The 17,507-nt window shown below is 60.6% G+C and carries 14 protein-coding genes; 6 read left to right on the top strand and 8 right to left on the bottom strand.

All coding sequences use genetic code 11. The features are described 5' to 3' along the window. Positions 1-81: 81 nt before the first annotated feature. The gene (locus tag ACGSLL_RS11795; protein ID WP_394505977.1) at positions 82-1,380 is read left to right on the top strand and encodes a mechanosensitive ion channel family protein; all 1,299 of its coding nucleotides are present in this window, start codon (positions 82-84) and stop codon (positions 1,378-1,380) included. A gap of 106 nt (positions 1,381-1,486) precedes the next feature. Here ACGSLL_RS11795 and ACGSLL_RS11800 read toward each other — a convergent pair whose 3' ends face one another. From ACGSLL_RS11800 to ACGSLL_RS11810, 3 genes are all read right to left on the bottom strand, one after another. Next, positions 1,487-2,353 carry a carboxylate/amino acid/amine transporter gene (locus ACGSLL_RS11800; RefSeq protein WP_394506486.1) on the bottom strand — a complete coding sequence of 289 codons (867 nt, stop codon included), beginning with the start codon at positions 2,351-2,353 and terminating at the stop codon, positions 1,487-1,489. A gap of 346 nt (positions 2,354-2,699) precedes the next feature. Continuing rightward, entirely contained in the window at positions 2,700-3,299 is a 600-nt protein-coding gene (locus tag ACGSLL_RS11805; RefSeq protein ID WP_394505979.1) for an FMN-dependent NADH-azoreductase, read from the bottom strand. Between the two features lie 234 nt (positions 3,300-3,533). Then, positions 3,534-3,848, bottom strand: a complete 315-nt coding sequence (locus ACGSLL_RS11810; RefSeq protein WP_394505981.1) for a 3-phosphoglycerate kinase — start codon at positions 3,846-3,848, stop codon at positions 3,534-3,536. Between the two features lie 49 nt (positions 3,849-3,897). Between ACGSLL_RS11810 and ACGSLL_RS11815 the strand changes: the two genes are divergently transcribed. From ACGSLL_RS11815 to ACGSLL_RS11830, 4 genes are all read left to right on the top strand, one after another. Further along, positions 3,898-4,821 carry a LysR family transcriptional regulator gene (locus ACGSLL_RS11815; RefSeq protein WP_090282261.1) on the top strand — a complete coding sequence of 308 codons (924 nt, stop codon included), beginning with the start codon at positions 3,898-3,900 and terminating at the stop codon, positions 4,819-4,821. A gap of 14 nt (positions 4,822-4,835) precedes the next feature. Then, positions 4,836-5,639, top strand: a complete 804-nt coding sequence (locus tag ACGSLL_RS11820) for an alpha/beta fold hydrolase (RefSeq protein ID WP_394505984.1) — start codon at positions 4,836-4,838, stop codon at positions 5,637-5,639. A gap of 3 nt (positions 5,640-5,642) precedes the next feature. Then, on the top strand, positions 5,643-6,206 hold the full coding sequence (locus tag ACGSLL_RS11825; protein WP_007956541.1) for a peptidylprolyl isomerase A: 564 nt from the start codon (positions 5,643-5,645) through the stop codon (positions 6,204-6,206). A gap of 88 nt (positions 6,207-6,294) precedes the next feature. Next, entirely contained in the window at positions 6,295-8,127 is a 1,833-nt protein-coding gene (locus ACGSLL_RS11830; protein ID WP_394505987.1) for an ABC transporter ATP-binding protein, read from the top strand. Between the two features lie 116 nt (positions 8,128-8,243). Here ACGSLL_RS11830 and ACGSLL_RS11835 read toward each other — a convergent pair whose 3' ends face one another. After that, positions 8,244-9,368 carry a GNAT family N-acetyltransferase gene (locus tag ACGSLL_RS11835; RefSeq protein WP_394505989.1) on the bottom strand — a complete coding sequence of 375 codons (1,125 nt, stop codon included), beginning with the start codon at positions 9,366-9,368 and terminating at the stop codon, positions 8,244-8,246. 279 nt (positions 9,369-9,647) lie between these two features. On the opposite strand from ACGSLL_RS11835, the gene ACGSLL_RS11840 reads away from it, so the two are divergent. Further along, the gene (locus ACGSLL_RS11840) at positions 9,648-10,970 is read left to right on the top strand and encodes a putative porin (RefSeq protein ID WP_394505991.1); all 1,323 of its coding nucleotides are present in this window, start codon (positions 9,648-9,650) and stop codon (positions 10,968-10,970) included. Between the two features lie 145 nt (positions 10,971-11,115). Here ACGSLL_RS11840 and ACGSLL_RS11845 read toward each other — a convergent pair whose 3' ends face one another. From ACGSLL_RS11845 to hrpA, 4 genes are all read right to left on the bottom strand, one after another. Continuing rightward, positions 11,116-11,352, bottom strand: coding sequence for an anti-sigma factor family protein (locus ACGSLL_RS11845; protein WP_208938317.1), 237 nt, complete (start codon positions 11,350-11,352; stop codon positions 11,116-11,118). After that, on the bottom strand, positions 11,346-11,957 hold the full coding sequence (locus ACGSLL_RS11850) for an RNA polymerase sigma factor (RefSeq protein ID WP_394505994.1): 612 nt from the start codon (positions 11,955-11,957) through the stop codon (positions 11,346-11,348). The genes ACGSLL_RS11845 and ACGSLL_RS11850 overlap by 7 nt, the downstream gene beginning before the upstream one ends. Positions 11,958-12,094: 137 nt before the next feature. Beyond that, a complete protein-coding gene (locus ACGSLL_RS11855; protein WP_394505996.1) occupies positions 12,095-13,216 on the bottom strand; it encodes a beta-ketoacyl-ACP synthase III in 1,122 nt (373 codons plus the stop codon). A 326-nt stretch (positions 13,217-13,542) separates the two neighbouring features. Then, positions 13,543-17,454, bottom strand: coding sequence for an ATP-dependent RNA helicase HrpA (hrpA, locus tag ACGSLL_RS11860; RefSeq protein WP_394505998.1), 3,912 nt, complete (start codon positions 17,452-17,454; stop codon positions 13,543-13,545). Between the last annotated feature and the right edge of the window lie 53 nt (positions 17,455-17,507).

Below are 17,507 nucleotides of genomic sequence, written 5' to 3' on the forward strand. Positions count from 1 at the left end.
CTGATTTGTCTCCAATCGTAATACGCAGCGTCTTAAATGCTCTAATCGTCCCTCGCGTCTTATAGAAGAACCGTTTCGCTTATGGATATCAAACAGCTCTGGCTCAAAGCTCAGGACCTCTGGGGCACCCTCGAACAGCACCCGCTGTTGCAATCGGGGCTGGCGCTGATGGTGCTGCTGGTGGTCGCCCTCGTCCTCGGACGAGTGGCGCGCTATCTGATCCTGCACGCCAGCCGCATGCTCGGGCGTCAACCGGCGCTGCACTGGATCAACGATTTTCGTCACAACAAGGTGTTTCAGCGTCTGGCGCAGATGACGCCGTCGCTGGTCATTCAGTTCGGCCTGCATCTGGTGCCCGAGCTGAGCAAAAACGCGATGAACTTCCTTGGCAACGTGGCACTGGCGTTCACCATTCTGTTCCTGCTGCTGGCGGTCAGCGCCCTGCTCAATGCCCTGCTCGACATCTATGCGCGTACCGAACACGCGCGCACCCGCTCGATCAAGGGCTACGTGCAACTGGCGAAAATGGTCTTGTACGTGTTCGGCGCGATCATCATCGTCGCCACCCTGATCGACCGCTCGCCGCTGTTGCTGCTGTCCGGTCTGGGTGCGATGTCGGCGGTGATTCTGTTGGTCTACAAGGACACGCTGCTGTCATTCGTTGCCAGCGTGCAACTGACCAGCAACGACATGCTGCGGGTGGGCGACTGGATCGAAATGCCGCAGGTCGGTGCCGATGGCGATGTGGTCGACATCACCCTGCACACTGTCAAGGTGCAGAATTTCGATAAGACCATCGTCTCGATCCCGACCTGGCGGTTGATGTCCGAGTCGTTCAAGAACTGGCGCGGCATGCAGCAATCGGGCGGACGACGGATCAAGCGCAGCCTGTTCATTGACGCCAGCGGCGTGCGCTTCATTCGTGACGATGAAGAAGAAAAACTCTCGCAAGTGCACCTGCTGACGGACTACATGAGCCGCAAAAAAGCCGAACTCAAGGCCTGGAACGAGGCACAAGGCAACGTCGCGGCAATGTCGGCCAATCGCCGACGCATGACCAACATCGGCACCTTCCGCGCCTATGCGCTGGCGTATCTGAAAAGTCATCCGGAGATTCAGCCGAACATGACCTGCATGGTCCGTCAGATGCAGACCACCGCCCAGGGCATTCCGCTGGAGATCTACTGCTTCACCCGCACCACGGTCTGGGCCGATTACGAGCGGATTCAGGGGGATATTTTCGATTACCTGCTAGCGGTGCTGCCGGAGTTTGGCCTGAGCCTGTATCAGCAGCCGAGTGGTGGGGATTTGCGCTCGGGGTTGCTGCCGGCGGTGTTGGGCGCTTCGAGCATTCCTGAACCACAGAAACACCTCCTGTAACCCAAAGATCAAATGTGGGAGCGAGCCTGCTCGCGAATGCAATGTGTCAGTCGCCCCATACTTATCTGACCCAGCGCCTTCGCGAGCAGGCTCGCTCCCACAGGCGTTATGCGGTGACTGAGGATTTGCGGATACCCAACCGGCTGATCCAAACCGCAGCGAGAATCACCCCCCCGCCAAGGAACAACCGCCCGAGCTCCTCATGCTGATTCCAGATCAGCAGGTTCAACAACAACCCCACCGGCACATGCAGATTGTTCATCACCGCCAGCGTGCCGCCATTGACCATGCACGCGCCCTTGTTCCACCAGTACAGGCCCAACGCCGTCGACACCAGCCCCAGAAACAACAACACGCCCCACTGCAGCGGTGCTTCCGGCAGGAAGTCGGCTTTACCGAACAGCAGAAACGCCGGCAATACCACGGCCAATGCGCCGAGGTAGAAATAACCGAAGCGCCGGTAATGCGGCAGATCGCTCGGGTGTTTCGCCACCAGATGCTTGTACAGCACCTGTCCTGCCGCGTAAGTGAAGTTGGCCAGTTGCAGCAGCAGGAAGCCCATGAAGAAGTCCGGGCTGATGCTGTCGAAACGAATCACCGCCGCCCCGCCTACCGCCACCAGTGCAGCGATCAGTGCCCATGGGTTGAAGCGCCGGTTCAGCGCGTCTTCGATCAATGTCACATGTAGCGGCGTGAGGATGGTGAACAGCAAGACTTCCGGCACGGTCAGCACGCGGAAGCTCAGGTACAGGCAGACGTACGTCACGCCGAACTGCAGCGCACCGATCAGCAGCATGCCGCGCATGAACCCAGGTTCGACCGAGCGCCAGCGCGTCAACGGAATGAACACCAGCCCGGCCAGCACCACGCGCACCAGCACCGCGAAATAACTGTCGACATGCCCCGCCAGGTATTCGCCGATCAGACTGAAGGAAAACGCCTGGATCAGCGTCACAAAAAGTAGATAGCCCATGCTCGCCTCGAAAATCGAATGGCGGCGACGATAGCGGTTTTCTCCGGTCATCGCGACTGTTCGACATTCGTGCGAGCCCCTGTGGGAGCGAGCCTGCTCGCGAAGACGGTGTGCCAGCTGCGAAGAACTCGGCTGTCACGGCCCCTTCGCGAGCAGGCTCGCTCCCACAGAGGGAATCGGGTTGATCTCGAATCCCAGGCAAAAAAAAGCCCGATCTCGCTAAAGCGTTCAATCGGGCTACAGCACTCAGGAGCAAAAGTGCAAAGGGAGGTTCGTTGCGCGTAAAGCCTTGAAGGGGTTGCGCCAGGTCACTAGACCATCCAGCGATTATCTGGCGATTAACATATCAAGCGACCTGGGACAGTTTGGCGTTGGCCTGATTCAGGCCCTTCTCCTGGAAGTCGCCACCGAGGTTCATCCCTTCGGCGTGAATGAAGGTCACGTCATGGATGCCGATGAAACCCATGACCTGACGCAGGTACGGTTCCTGATGATCCGCCGGGCCACCGGCATACACCCCGCCGCGCGCCGTCAGGACAAAGGCACGCTTGTCATTGAGCAGACCTTGCGGACCGGTTTCGGTGTACTTGAAGGTCACCCCGGCGCGCAGGACATGATCCAGCCAGGCCTTGAGCGTGCTCGGAATGGCGAAGTTGTACATCGGCGCCGCCATCACCAGCACATCGGCCGCCAGCAACTCATCGGTCAGGGCGTTGGAGCGGTCCAGCGACGCTTGCTCGTTGGCGTTGCGTTGCTCGGCCGGCTTCATCCAGCCGCCCAACAAGTTGGCGTCCAGGTGCGGCACTGGGTTCACGGCAAGGTCACGCACGCTGATCTGATCGTTCAGGTGCGCGGCTTTCCACTGAGCGATGAAGGTCTGGGTCAGTTGACGGGAAACCGAGTCTTGCTGGCGGGCGCTGCTTTCGATGATCAGTACGCGGGACATGCTGTGTAGCCTCCATCCGAATATGTTGTAGGTCGATGGAGTGAAGGTTAAACAGGGCCGAATCGATTAAAAAGCGCAATTATCCGCTGTAACCGATCGATAAATTCGTTTATAAGCTAACCCACATTCCCTTTGTGGGAGCGAGCCTGCTCGCGAAAGCGGTGTGTCAGCCAACATTGATGTATCTGATACGCCGCTTTCGCGAGCAGGCTCGCTCCCACCCGGGATCCGGAATCATTTCGGGATGCAGGTGAGTTTGATGCGCAGCTTGATGATCTCGCGGGTGAACTTGGCCGTGGCGTTTTTATGTTTGCCGGCCGGCACGTCGATGCTGCGTGTACGCGGCGCTTCCGGGCCGTTGCTGAATACGGCACGACACGTCGCGTCGACGTCACCGTAGTTGGCCACGCGGATCGAGCCGATATCGTTATCGGTGTCGAAGGTCTCGTAGTCGATCTTCATGCCGTTGAGGTCTTTCTGCACATCGATCGGATAAGCAAAAGCCGTCAACGGCAGCAACGCCAGCACCACACAACAGAATTTTTTCATTCGCCGCTCTCCATGGGGAACGGCCAGCTTAGGACAAGAGGAGCTATTGATGAAAGCGCCCCGCGTGACCCTGGATCAATGGCGAACGTTGCAGGCCGTGGTCGACCACGGCGGATTCGCCCAGGCCGCCGAGGTCTTGCACCGTTCGCAATCGTCGGTGAGCTACACCGTGGCGCGCATGCAGGACCAGCTCGGCGTGCCGCTGCTGCGCATCGACGGGCGCAAGGCCGTGCTCACCGAAGCCGGCGGCGTGCTGCTGCGCCGTTCCCGGCAACTGGTGAAACAGGCTAGCCAGCTCGAAGACCTTGCCCACCACATGGAGCAAGGCTGGGAAGCCGAAGTGCGGCTGGTGGTCGATGCGGCGTATCCGAGCGCGCGCATCGTGCGGGCATTGACCGCGTTCATGCCGCAAAGCCGCGGCTGCCGGGTGCGTCTGCGCGAAGAAGTATTGTCGGGCGTTGAGGAGGTCCTGCTCGAAGGCGTGGCGGATCTTGCCATTACCGGGCTGAGCATTCCCGGTTATCTGGGGGCGGAGTTGAGCGATGTCGAGTTCGTCGCCGTCGCCCACCCTGATCACCCGCTGCATCGACTCAATCGCGAGCTGAGCTTTCAGGATCTGGAAACGCAGATGCAAGTGGTGATCCGCGACTCCGGTCGCCAGCAGCCGCGCGATGTCGGCTGGCTCGGCGCTGAACAGCGCTGGACGGTCGGCAGCCTTGCCACTGCCGCAACGTTTGTCAGCAGCGGACTGGGCTTTGCCTGGCTGCCCCGGCACATGATCGAGCGGGAACTCAAGGATGGCTCGCTGAAGCTGCTACCGTTGGACAGAGGCGGCAATCGCAATTCCAGCTTCTATTTGTATTCGAACAAGGACAAACCCCTGGGCCCGGCCACGCAAATCCTCATCGAGCTGCTGCGCACCTTCGATACCTTGCCGCTGGACGCCCCGTTCGCCGCCCCCGAACAAGCCTGACACGGAGTTCACCGATGGCCTTTTTCGAGCACGATGGTTGCAACCTGCACTACGAAGAATACGGCCACGGTGCCCCGTTATTGCTGGTCCACGGGCTCGGTTCGAGCACGCTGGACTGGGAGATGCAGATCCCGGCACTGGCCGCGCATTACCGGGTGATCGTCCCGGACATTCGCGGTCACGGCCGCTCGGACAAGCCGCGTGAGCGCTACAGCATCGCCGGTTTCAGCGCCGATATGCTCGCGCTGATCGAATATCTGAACCTCGGCCCGGTACATTACGTCGGCCTGTCGATGGGCGGGATGATCGGCTTCCAGCTCGGCGTCGATCAGCCGCAGGCGCTGAAAAGCCTGACCATCGTCAACAGCGCACCACAGGTCAAACTGCGCAGCCGCGACGATTACTGGCAGTGGTTCAAACGCTGGAGCCTGATGCGCCTGCTCAGCCTGGAAACCATCGGCAGAGCCCTCGGCGGCAAACTGTTTCCCAAGCCGGAACAGGCCGACCTGCGACGAAAAATGGCCGAACGCTGGGCAACAAACGACCAACGTGCTTATCTCGCCAGCTTCGATGCGATTGTGGGCTGGGGCGTTCAGGAACGACTTTCCCGGGTGACCTGTCCAACCCTCATCGTCAGCGCCGACCGCGATTACACGCCCGTGGCGCTGAAAGAAACCTATGTAAAACTGCTACCGAATGCGCGGCTGGTGGTGATCGCCGACTCGCGCCACGCCACCCCGCTCGATCAACCCGAACGCTTCAACCACACGCTGCTGGAGTTTCTCGCCGCAGCCGATATTCAATCTCAGGATCACTGACCCATGCTGAAAAAACTCGCCCTCGCCGCTGGTACCGTGCTGTTCGCCGCCAACCTGATGGCTGCCACCCCAGCCAAGGCGCCACATGTTTTGCTCGACACTACCAACGGCCAGATCGAAATCGAGCTGGACCCGGTCAAGGCACCGATCAGCACCAAGAACTTCCTCGAGTACGTCGACAGCGGCTTTTACACCAACACGATTTTCCACCGCGTGATTCCCGGCTTCATGGCCCAGGGCGGCGGCTTTACCCAGCAGATGCAGCAGAAGGAAACCAAGGCGCCGATCAAGAACGAAGCCAGCAACGGCCTGCACAACGTTCGCGGCACCCTGTCGATGGCGCGCACCTCCAACCCGGATTCGGCCACCAGCCAGTTCTTCATCAACGTGGCTGACAACGCGTTCCTGGATCCGGGCCGTGATGCCGGTTACGCGGTCTTCGCCAAAGTGGTCAAGGGCATGGACGTGGTCGACATCATCGTCAACTCGCAAACCACCACCAAACAAGGCATGCAAAACGTGCCTGTCGACCCTGTGATCATCAAGTCGGCCAAGCGCATCGACTGATTGCTGCAGGGCATTACGAGCGGCGACGGCCTGATCCCGCGCCGCTCACACTGATAAAAGGAGAGCCCGTACTGCGGGCGATTATCTGATGTTCTATCGCCGTTTCGAACAACTGATCGACATATTCCGCGACGCCCCGACGGCGTCTCCTCCAGACCGCGTCTGGCCCTTCTACACCTATTATCTGAAGCAGGTCTGGCCAAGTTTCGCCGCCCTGCTGGTCGTCGGCCTGTTTGCCTCGCTGATCGAAGTGGCGCTGTTCAGTTACCTGAGCCGCATCATTGATCTGGCGCAGGGCACGCCCAACCCGAATTTCTTTAGCGACCACGCCCTCGAACTGACGTGGATGCTGGTGGTGGCGCTGGTGCTGCGGCCGATCTTTTTCGCCCTGCACGACCTGCTGGTGCACCAGACCCTGAGCCCGGGCATGACCAGCATGATTCGCTGGCAGAACCACAGCTACGTGCTCAAGCAGAGCCTGAATTTCTTCCAGAACGACTTCGCCGGGCGCATCGCCCAACGCATCATGCAGACCGGCAACTCGCTGCGCGATTCGGCGGTGCAGGCGGTCGACGCCTTGTGGCACGTGGTGATCTACGCGATCAGTTCGCTGGTGCTGTTCGCCGAGGCCGACTGGCGCCTGATGATTCCGCTGCTGACGTGGATCGTCGCCTACATCGGCGCGCTGTATTACTTCGTGCCCCGCGTGAAGGAACGTTCGGTGGAAGCTTCCGACGCGCGCTCGAAACTGATGGGCCGCATCGTCGACGGCTACACCAACATCGCCACGCTGAAACTGTTCGCTCACACCAATTTCGAACAGCACTACGCCAAAGAGGCGATCGAAGAACAGACCGTCAAAGCACAAATGGCCGGCCGTGTAGTGACCAGCATGGACGTCACGATCACCACCATGAACGGCCTGCTGATCGTCGGCACCACCGCGCTGGCCTTGTGGCTGTGGACGCAGTCGCTGATCACGGTCGGGGCGATTGCTCTGGCGACCGGGCTGGTGATCCGCATCGTCAACATGTCCGGCTGGATCATGTGGGTGGTCACCGGGATCTTCGAAAACATCGGTATGGTCCAGGACGGTTTGCGCACCATCTCGCAACCGGTCAGCGTCACCGATCACGAGCAGGCCAAACCGCTGCAAGTGGCCCGTGGCGAAGTGCGTTTCGAGCACGTGGATTTTCACTACGGCAAAAAGCGCGGGATCATCGGCGACCTCAACCTGAACATCAAACCGGGGGAAAAGATCGGTTTGATCGGCCCGTCCGGCGCTGGCAAATCGACGCTGGTCAACCTGCTGCTGCGCCTGTACGACGTCGAGGGCGGGCGAATTCTGATCGATGGCCAGAACATCGCCGAAGTCGGCCAGGAAAGCCTGCGCGAGCGTATCGGCATGATCACGCAGGACACGTCGCTGCTGCATCGTTCGATCCGCGACAATTTGCTTTACGGCAAACCCGATGCGACCGACGCCGAGCTGTGGGAAGCGGTGCACAAGGCCCGCGCCGATGAGTTCATTCCGCTGCTGTCCGATGCTGAGGGCCGTACCGGCTTCGACGCGCATGTCGGTGAGCGCGGGGTGAAACTGTCCGGCGGCCAACGGCAACGTATCGCCATCGCGCGGGTGCTGCTCAAGGATGCGCCGATCCTGATCATGGACGAAGCCACCTCGGCGCTGGACTCGGAGGTCGAGGCGGCAATTCAGGAAAGCCTGGAAACCCTGATGCAGGGCAAAACCGTGATCGCCATCGCCCACCGCCTCTCGACCATTGCCCGCATGGACCGACTGGTGGTGCTGGAGAACGGCAAGATCGCCGAAAGCGGCACCCACGCCGAACTGCTCGCGCATCGTGGTCTGTACGCGCGGCTGTGGGCGCATCAGACCGGAGGCTTTGTCGGCATCGATTAAATCTGCCGAACACCACAAGACCTGTGGGAGCGAGCCTGCTCGCGAAGCGGTATGTCGGTATGAGATTCATTAACTGACACACCGCCTTCGCGAGCAGGCTCGCTCCCACAGTGGTGCTAGGTCTGGCGGTAGGGCAAGGCGCTGCGGGCCTCTTCGGCATAAGCCAGAACGCCGGCCCGTTCCTGCTGGAGGAAGTCCTTCACCGCCGCCTTCAACCCTGGATGGCGCAAGTAATGCCACGAATGGGTGATCACCGGCTCAAACCCGCGAATCAGCTTGTGCTCACCTTGCGCACCGGCATCAAAGCGCTGATAACCCTGGGCAATCGCATAATCCATGCCTTGATAGAAACACGTCTCGAAGTGCAGCCGATCAAACTCGGCGAGGCAGCCCCAATATCGCCCGTAGAAACTGTCACCACCGACCAGACTGAAGGCCATCGCCACCGGCCGTGAGCCTTGTCTGGCCAGCACCACGCGAATCGCTTCGGGCATGCGCTCGGCCAGCAGGCTGAAGAACTCGCGCGTCAGATACGGCGCCTGGCGCCGCACCGCGTAGGTATTGGCATAGCAGGCATAAACGAAATCCCATTGCGCCTCGTCCAGCTCACGCCCCTCCAGCCACTCGAACTCGAAACCCTGCCCCGCCACCTGCTCGCGCTCCTTGCGCATCTGCTTGCGCTTGCGTGAGCTGAGCGCATCGAGGAAATCCTGGAAGTCGCGGTAGCCGCGGTTCTGCCAGTGATACTGACAGCCGATGCGCTGCAGCCAGCCAGGCTGTTCAGCCATCGCCGCGTCGGTGAACGGGTCGGTGAAATTGATGTGCGCGCTGGAAAGCCCTTCGATCTCCAGATAGCCCGGCAAGCTCTTGAGCAGTTCGAAACCATCTTCAACGTTCGCCGCTAGCAGGCGCGGACCGCCGACCGGGCTGAACGGCACGGCGCTGAGATACTTGGGGTAATAGTCGATACCGGCACGGGCACAGGCGTCGGCCCAGCCATGATCAAACACGTATTCGCCGTAGGAATGCCACTTGCGGTAACCGGGCAACGCGGCGATCAGACGATCACCTTCCACATGCAGCAAATGCTCGGGCTGCCAGCCGCTGTGCGGGCCGACGCTGCCGCTATCCTCCATCGCGCTGAGGAAGGCGTGACGCAGAAACGGCTGGTTTTCCGGCACCAGTGCATCCCAGCTCGCCGGGGCGATTTGCGACAGGTTTTGCAGGCATTGCAACGGCATCAACAAGCTCTCCAGACAGACTTCAGCGCCCGGCGAGTATCGCCGATTGCGCGCCGTTGCACACCCGCGATCGCGGCGACAGTGCTCTGCCCCGATAGTTCAGGGCATATCGCGATCGTCATCATCCTGCCATCACCGTGCCACTGCTCTGTCATAAACGATCGCGATACTGGCGCCTGTTTTTAGAGCGCCGGGTTCTAGCCCGGACACAGTTTTCCGACGTCAACGTCGGTTGTGCCCAGGATGGTTCAGCCATCCCTTTTATCTTCGGAGATTGCTATGCGTCTTGCTTCCACGAAAACTGCGGCAGCCCTGTGTGGCGGCCTGTTGCTGGCCATGAGTGTTCCGGCCAGTGCCGCAGTCGACGCCAAACTGCTCGACATGCTCAAGGCCAACGGTTCGATTTCCCAGGCGCAGTACATTGAACTGCAAACGGAACTGGCCAAGGATCAGAAGGCTCAGCAAATCGCCCAGCAGGCGCAGCAAGAGACCAACGAACAAGTCGCGGCTGTCGCCAAGAAGAGCAACGAACAAAGCGCCTTCGACCAGAAACTGGCCTGGGCGGCCAAGACCCAGTTCAAGGGCGACGTGCGTTTCCGTCAGGAAACCATCAAGATCGACGGCGAGCCGAACAACGGCGGCCGCGACAAGGACCGTCAGCGCATCCGTGCCCGTCTGGGCGCCTACAGCGAGATCAACCCGCAGGTCGACACCGGCATTCGTATTGCCACTGGCGGCGGTGATGACGCGCGTTCGACCAACCAGGACCAGGACAACTACTTCGACAAGAAGCAGATCTGGCTCGACCTCGGCTACATCGATTACCACCCTGACCAGATCAAGAACCTGCACATCATTGGCGGCAAAATGCTGCAACCGTGGGTGAGCATGGGCGACGTGATCTGGGATAGCGACATCAACCCGGAAGGTCTGGCCGTTACCTACAAATACCCGTTGGGCGGCAGCGCCGAGCTGTTCGGCAGCCTGGGTAACTACAACCTCAAGGACAACGTCGACGGCGACGGCGTGCAGTTCCGTCACGACCTGCGCCTGACTGCAGGCCAGTTGGGCAGCCGCTTCAACATCACCGACAACCTGAAAGTGACTCTGGGCGGCAGTGTCTACGCCTACCAGAACGACGAAGACAGCCGTTGCACCGGCACGTCGACACCGTGCGCCCTGGCCGTCAACGGCAACTCGGCCAACAACGAATTCCGTCTGTATGAAGGGTTCAGCCAGGTCGACATCGGCGGTCTGCCGATGCCATTGTCGTTCTACGGTCAGTACGTGAAAAACAACGATGCCGTGACCGATCAGGACACCGCCTGGTTGCTCGGTGCCAAGTCGAAAGTGTTTGGCCTGAACCTCGATTACAACTATCGCGACGTGCAGCGCAACGCCGTGGTCGGCGCCTTCACCGACTCCGACTTCGCCAACGGCACGACGGGTTCGCGTGGTCACAAGTTCAAGGTCGGTTACGACATCGACAAGAACTTCGCCATCGGCGCGACCTACTTCCTGACCAAGGCCGACTTCGCCAGCCGCGGTCAGCGCGATGCAGACGCCAACACTCTGCAACTGGACGCCGAAGCCAAGTTCTAAGAAGACAGCTCCAGGCTTCGACCGACTAGCTGCAAGTCACCGCTCCTCTTGCGGTTTGTCGATCGAAGCTGATTTTCCTGCAGCCCGGTACAGTCACAGCGATCCCCATCATCCGTTCGCTGGCGCTGCCCCGGGCTGATTTTTTTCAAGGGCTGTCGTCGCGTCTCTGCGTCGCCAGACGTTCGGCCAGCGCGTCTATCCCTTCTTGCGGTTGCTCCGGCATCGCCTTCAGCGTCGCCTGCATCAAGCGCATCTGCCGAATGAATCGGCGGCAGTTGGGGCAGAACAGCAGGTGATGGCGCACCATCAGTTTTTCCCGAAAGCTCAACTGACCATCGAGATAATCGCTGGAGCGCGCCACTTGTTCCTTACAGGTCAGCATTCTCCGGTCTCCTCAAAATGCTCCACGGTCGCGAAGACTTTCAGCCGCGCACGATGCAGCAGCACTCGCACGTTGGAGAGCGAGATCTCCAGAAGATTACAGATTTCTTCCAGTTCCAGTCCCTGCCGCTCGCGCAACAGCAAAACGCTACTCTGCAGTTCCGACAGGCTCAGCAGCGTGTGTTCGAGGCATTCACGCAGTTCGTCTTGTGTGAGCAGCGCTTCGGGTGTGTCCTGATGCCAGGCGAACGGCGCCACCAGCCAATGGCCGTCAGCCGAGGAAAAACGATCGTCGTCGATGCTGCCGTGCGGCGATGGCAGATCATCCATCAGCACTTCGCGGCGATTGTGCTTGTAGCGGCTTTTCGCTGAATTGGCGGTGATGGTCAGCAGCCAGGTCTTGAGGCTGGAACGCCCCTCAAAACTGCCCAGATGGCGTACCACCGACAGCCAGGCGTCCTGCACCACCTCTTCGACATGACGCTGGCCGACGATGGCATAGGCCACGGCGCGCATGGCGCTCTGATACGTCGTCACCAGTTCCTTGAATGCCTGTTGCTCGCCGGCCAACAGCCGCGCGAGCAGGAGGGTATCGTCAGCCGCCATCCATCATCCCCTTGTTCCGATTCCATAGATGAACGCGGCAGGTGTTTGCCTGCCGCTCACTGCGGAAAAATTACAGCGTTTGAGCCGATTCGGATGTAGGAAAGGTCGCCGCGATTAAGCGGAAATTAAACCAATTTTCAACGCTTGCGCAGAATCACGCTGCCGATCGAATAGCCGGCACCGAACGAACTGAGCACCGCCAGCGAACCGGAGGCGAGATCGTCCTGATACTTGTGGAATGCAATCACCGAACCGGCCGAGCTGGTGTTGGCGTAGGTGTCGAGAATTACCGGCGCTTCTTCTTCGGTGGCTTCGCGGCCGAGCAGCTTGCGCACGATCAGGTGGTTCATGCTCAGGTTGGCCTGATGCAACCAGAAACGCTTCACATCAGCGACGTTGAGCTGGTTTTCTTGAAGATGTTCACCGACCAGTTCGGCCACCATCGGGCAAACGTCCTTGAACACCTTGCGGCCTTCCTGGACGAACAGTTTGTCGCGCGTGCCAATGCCCTCTTCCGCCGCGCGATTGAGGAAACCGAAGTTGTTGCGGATGTTGTTGGAGAACTTGGTCAAAAGCTTGGTGCTGACCACGTCGAACTGGTACTTGGAGGTGGCCAGATCGGCACGTTCGATGATCACGGCTGTGGCAGCGTCACCGAAGATGAAGTGGCTGTCGCGGTCGCGGAAGTTGAGGTGCCCGGTGCAGACTTCCGGGTTGACCATCAGAATCGCCCGCGCCTGACCCAATTGCACACTGTTGGCCGCCGACTGGATGCCGAAGGTCGCCGAGGAACAGGCCACGTTCATGTCGAAACCGAAGCCCTGAATGCCCAGTGCTTCCTGAACTTCAATGGCGATCGCCGGATAGGCGCGTTGCAGGTTCGAGCAGGCGACGATCACGCCGTCGATATCAGCGGCGGTCTTGCCGGCACGCTGCAAGGCTTGTTCGGCTGCGCCAACGGCCATCTGGCAGAGCACCGACCATTCGTCGTTGGAACGCTCCGGCAGGCGCGGGGCCATGCGTTGCGGATCGAGGATGCCGTCCTTGTCCATGACGAAGCGGCTCTTGATGCCCGAGGCTTTTTCGATGAATGCGGCGCTGGATTCGGTCAGGGCCTGGACTTCGCCGCTGGCGATCGCCTCGGCATTGTCGGCGTTGAACCGGGCGACGTAGGTGTTGAAAGATTCCACCAGCTCTTCGTTGGAGATGCTGTTGGCCGGGGTGTACAGGCCGGTGCCGCTGATGACGACGTTATGCATGCTCGTTTCTCTAATCTGTTCAGGCAGAAAGTGCTGGAACCGTCGTACCAACACACAAAGGGTCTATTCCCGTCCGGGGGACGCAAACCTGGCATCGTTTTATTCCGCGGCGCGACACGGCGAAGGCTCTGGGTCGCGAAACCGGCGTTTATGGTGGCGAAGTTTGCCATAAACCCAGGGTTTTGGCGCCATTCTCAAGATCAACACCCATCTCACTGTGGGAGCGAGCCTGCTCGCGAAGACGGCGTGTCAGATACCGGGTATGGGTCTGACACAGCGCTTTCGCGAGCAGGCTCGCTCCCACAGGGATTGCGTATGCCTTCATTTTACGGTTCGACCTGACTCCACTGCTTGCTCAGGCGCTTATCAGAAATCGGCACTTTGGTGCCCAACTGCTGGGCAAACAGCGAGACGCGGTATTCCTCGAGCCACCAGCGGTACAACTCGAGCTGCGGATCGCGCTTGCCTTCCTGCGCATGCTTGGCGGCGCGAGCCTGGTATTGCGCCCAGAGGCCGGCGAGTTCGCCGCTCCAGACCCGGTCCTTCTGTAATTGCGCGCCCAGCTTGTCAAAGCGCTGCTCAACCGCTTTCAAATAGCGCGGCAACTCCTTGAGCCATTGCATCGGCGTTTCACGGACGAACCCCGGATAAACCAGATGGCCGATTTGCTGCTTGATGTCATTCAGGGCCACGGCCTGAGCGAGGTCGATCTTGCCCTTGAAGCGTTTTTGCAAACCGTGCCAGAGCTTGAGAATCTCCAGGGTCAGGCGTGCCACGCGCTCGGCGTGCTCGCTCCAGTTGCCGCGCTTGCGCTCGGCCAGTGCCGCCAGACCGGCGCCGTCACGCGGCAGCGGGTCTTCGCCGTCAAGGATGCAGCTGTCGAGACTGGCCAGCAGAATGTCTTCGACCAGCGCATCGACGCGACCCAGCTCGCGATAGAGCAAGCCCAGCTCGGTTTGCGCCGGCAGCTTGCCGCGCAGGAACTTCGCCGGTTCAGCCAGTTGCTGCATCAACAAGCGTTGCAAGGCGCGACGATGCTGGAACTCGGCCTCGGCCGGCGTCGAAAAGCGCCCTTCCTTGACCGTACCGGCCTCCTCGACCAGCGCCGGATACACCGTCATCGACAGGCCGGCAATTTTTTGCTGAGTCTTTTCCGCCACCGGAGCGAAGACTTTCGCCTCCACCGGCTGCTGACTTTTGGCACTCTGCGGCACCGCCAGCGCCGCCTGACTGGCTTCGGCAAAGCGCGCGGTCAGCTCGGCCAGATCGCGGCCTTCGCCGAGGAACTTGCCTTGGCCGTCGACGATTTCCAGGTTCATCCGCAGATGGCTTTCGACCTGCTGCGCCGCTTCCGCCCACGCCTCGTCGCTGACCCGCGCACCGGTCATGCGCAGCAACTCACGCCCCAACGCCTGCGGCAGCGAACCTTCGGCAAAGGTCATGCGCTGCAACGCGGCTTTGATGAAATCCGGCACCGGCACGAAATTCTTGCGCAGGGCTTTCGGCAGATTGCGCACCAACGCAATGCATTTGGCCTCGATCAGCCCCGGCACCAGCCACTCCAGACGCTCCGGTGGCAGCATCGGCAACAGCGGCGCCGGCACGCGCAAGGTCACGCCGTCGCGCGGGTGATTGGGTTCGAAGTGATAGGTCAGCGCCAGTTCCAGATCGCCGATGTGCAGCGTATCCGGGTAATCGCGTGCGGTGACTTCACTGGCCTCGCGAGCCAGCACGTCCTCTTCGCGCATGATCAGCAGTTGCGGGTCTTTCTGACTGTTGACCTTGTACCAACTATCGAAGGTTGCGGTTTGGTGAATCTCGGCCGGCAAGCGCGCGTCGTAGAACGCGTACAGGGTTTCTTCGTCGGCAAGAATGTCGCGGCGGCGGGCCTTGGCTTCCAGTTCGTCGAGCTGTTCGAGCAATTGCTGGTTGGCGCTCAGACATTTGGCTCGGGACTGAATCTCGCCGCGCACCAGACCTTCGCGGATGAACAGCTCGCGCGACACCACGGGATCGACCGGGCCGTAATGCACCGGGCGCCGGCCGACGACGATCAGGCCGAACAAGGTGATCTGCTCGAAGGCCACGACCTGACCGCGCTTCTTCTCCCAGTGCGGTTCGAAGTGGTTTTTCTTGATCAGGTGCCCGGCCAGCGGTTCGATCCAGTCGGCGTCGATCTTGGCGACCATGCGCGCATAGAGTTTGGTGGTTTCCACCAGCTCGGCAGCCATCAGCCATTGCGGGCGTTTCTTGCCGATACCCGAAGACGGATGAATCCAGAAGCGCCGCTGCCGCGCGCCGAGGTAATCGCCGTCTTCGGTTTTCTGGCCGATCTGGCTGAGTAACCCGACCAGCACCGCTTTGTGCAGTTTCGGATAGTCGGCCGGCTCTTTATTCAGGCTTAGCTGCATGTCGCGGCAGATCAGGCTCAACTGGCGATGCGAATCGCGCCATTCGCGCAAGCGCATGTAATTGAGGAAGTTCTTGCGGCACCAGTTGCGCAGCGGACTGGCCGTCAGCGCCTGGCGCTGCTCTTCAAAACCGCGCCAGAGATTGACCAGTCCGGCGAAGTCGGAATCGCTGTCTTTCCATTGTGCGTGGGCCTGATCGGCCGCTTGCTGACGCTCCGGCGGACGCTCGCGCGGGTCCTGAATCGACATCGCGCTGGCGACGATCAGCACTTCCTGCAGACTGCCGAGTTTCGCCGCTTCCAGCAGCATGCGGCCCATGCGCGGGTCGACCGGCAAGCGCGCCAACTGGCGGCCGAGCGGCGTCAGCTGACTGTTGCGGTCGACTGCGGAAAGCTCCTGCAGCAGATTGAAACCGTCGCTGATCGCTTTGCCATCCGGCGGTTCGATGAACGGAAACGCGGTGATTTCACCGAGGCGCAGATGCAACATCTGCAAAATAACCGCGGCAAGGTTGGTGCGCAGGATTTCCGGATCGGTGAATTCCGGGCGGCCGAGGAAATCTTCCTCGCTGTACAAACGTACGCAAATACCCGGTTCGACCCGCCCGCAACGACCTTTACGCTGGTTGGCGCTGGCCTGGGAAATCGCTTCGATCGGCAAGCGTTGGACCTTGGCGCGGTAGCTGTAACGGCTGATGCGCGCGGTGCCGCTGTCGATCACGTAGCGGATGCCCGGCACGGTCAGCGAGGTTTCGGCGACGTTGGTCGCCAGTACCACGCGGCGACCGGGGTGCGACTGGAAAATCCGCTGCTGCTCGGCCGGCGACAGGCGCGCGTAGAGTGGCAGGATTTCGGTGTGTTTGAGCTGCGCCTTGCGCAGCATGTCGGCGGCATCGCGGATCTCGCGCTCACCGGGCAAAAACACCAGCACATCGCCGGGGCTGCGGCGTTCGCTGCGCTCGTAAGCGGCGATCTCGTCGAGGGTGGCGAGGATCGCCTGATCGACGGTCAGGTCGTCCTCGACACGGTTGCCCTCCTCGTCCTGCTCCAGCGTCAGCGGGCGATACCAGGTCTCCACCGGAAAGGTACGGCCGGACACTTCGACGATCGGCGCGTCGTCGAAGTGTTTGGAAAAGCGCTCCAGGTCAATGGTCGCCGAGGTGATGATGACTTTCAGATCGGGACGGCGCGGCAGCAGGGTTTTCAGGTAACCGAGGAGGAAATCGATATTAAGACTGCGTTCGTGGGCTTCGTCGACGATGATCGTGTCGTAGCGTTCCAGATAGCGGTCGTTCTGGGTTTCTGCGAGCAGGATGCCGTCGGTCATCAGTTTGATCAGGGTGTTGGCGTCGCTCTGATCTTCGAAGCGCACCTGGTAGCCGACCAGCGACCCGAGCGGTGTGCCGAGCTCTTCGGCGACGCGGCTGGCGACACTGCGCGCAGCGATTCGACGTGGCTGGGTATGGCCGATCAAACCGTGCTGACCGCGACCGATTTCTAGACAGATCTTCGGCAACTGGGTGGTTTTGCCCGAACCGGTTTCGCCGGCGATGATCAGCACCTGATGCTGCTCCAGGGCCTTTTTGATCTCGTCACGCTTGGCCGCGATCGGCAAGCTGTCGTCGTAACGAATCACCGGCAGGCTGGCCTTGCGCGCCAGCACCTGATCACAGGACGCCTGCATGCGCGCGACCCACTGAGCCAACTTGGCCTCGTCGGGTTTCTTGCGCAACTCAAGCAACTGCCGGCGCAACCGGTGACGGTCGGCGAGCATGGCGTGATCGAGGTTTTTCAGCAGTTTGTCGATAGAGGGCGATTCGTCGGTCATCGGGTAGGCAATTCGGTCGTCTGTTTATGCAGGGGGCGATTGTGGCAGAAAAG

It is taken from the genome of Pseudomonas retamae, assembly GCF_043496865.1.
GTDB lineage: Bacteria > Pseudomonadota > Gammaproteobacteria > Pseudomonadales > Pseudomonadaceae > Aquipseudomonas > Aquipseudomonas retamae.

What these genes read in the sequence shown, in the direction of transcription:
- ACGSLL_RS11795 (WP_394505977.1), top strand. Translation starts at nt 82, where the DNA reads ATGGATATCAAACAGCTCTGGCTCAAAGCTCAGGACCTCTGGGGCACC.
- ACGSLL_RS11800 (WP_394506486.1), bottom strand. Translation starts at nt 2,353, where the DNA reads ATGGGCTATCTACTTTTTGTGACGCTGATCCAGGCGTTTTCCTTCAGT.
- ACGSLL_RS11805 (WP_394505979.1), bottom strand. Translation starts at nt 3,299, where the DNA reads ATGTCCCGCGTACTGATCATCGAAAGCAGCGCCCGCCAGCAAGACTCG.
- ACGSLL_RS11810 (WP_394505981.1), bottom strand. Translation starts at nt 3,848, where the DNA reads ATGAAAAAATTCTGTTGTGTGGTGCTGGCGTTGCTGCCGTTGACGGCT.
- ACGSLL_RS11815 (WP_090282261.1), top strand. Translation starts at nt 3,898, where the DNA reads ATGAAAGCGCCCCGCGTGACCCTGGATCAATGGCGAACGTTGCAGGCC.
- ACGSLL_RS11820 (WP_394505984.1), top strand. Translation starts at nt 4,836, where the DNA reads ATGGCCTTTTTCGAGCACGATGGTTGCAACCTGCACTACGAAGAATAC.
- ACGSLL_RS11825 (WP_007956541.1), top strand. Translation starts at nt 5,643, where the DNA reads ATGCTGAAAAAACTCGCCCTCGCCGCTGGTACCGTGCTGTTCGCCGCC.
- ACGSLL_RS11830 (WP_394505987.1), top strand. Translation starts at nt 6,295, where the DNA reads ATGTTCTATCGCCGTTTCGAACAACTGATCGACATATTCCGCGACGCC.
- ACGSLL_RS11835 (WP_394505989.1), bottom strand. Translation starts at nt 9,368, where the DNA reads ATGCCGTTGCAATGCCTGCAAAACCTGTCGCAAATCGCCCCGGCGAGC.
- ACGSLL_RS11840 (WP_394505991.1), top strand. Translation starts at nt 9,648, where the DNA reads ATGCGTCTTGCTTCCACGAAAACTGCGGCAGCCCTGTGTGGCGGCCTG.
- ACGSLL_RS11845 (WP_208938317.1), bottom strand. Translation starts at nt 11,352, where the DNA reads ATGCTGACCTGTAAGGAACAAGTGGCGCGCTCCAGCGATTATCTCGAT.
- ACGSLL_RS11850 (WP_394505994.1), bottom strand. Translation starts at nt 11,957, where the DNA reads ATGGCGGCTGACGATACCCTCCTGCTCGCGCGGCTGTTGGCCGGCGAG.
- ACGSLL_RS11855 (WP_394505996.1), bottom strand. Translation starts at nt 13,216, where the DNA reads ATGCATAACGTCGTCATCAGCGGCACCGGCCTGTACACCCCGGCCAAC.
- hrpA (WP_394505998.1), bottom strand. Translation starts at nt 17,454, where the DNA reads ATGACCGACGAATCGCCCTCTATCGACAAACTGCTGAAAAACCTCGAT.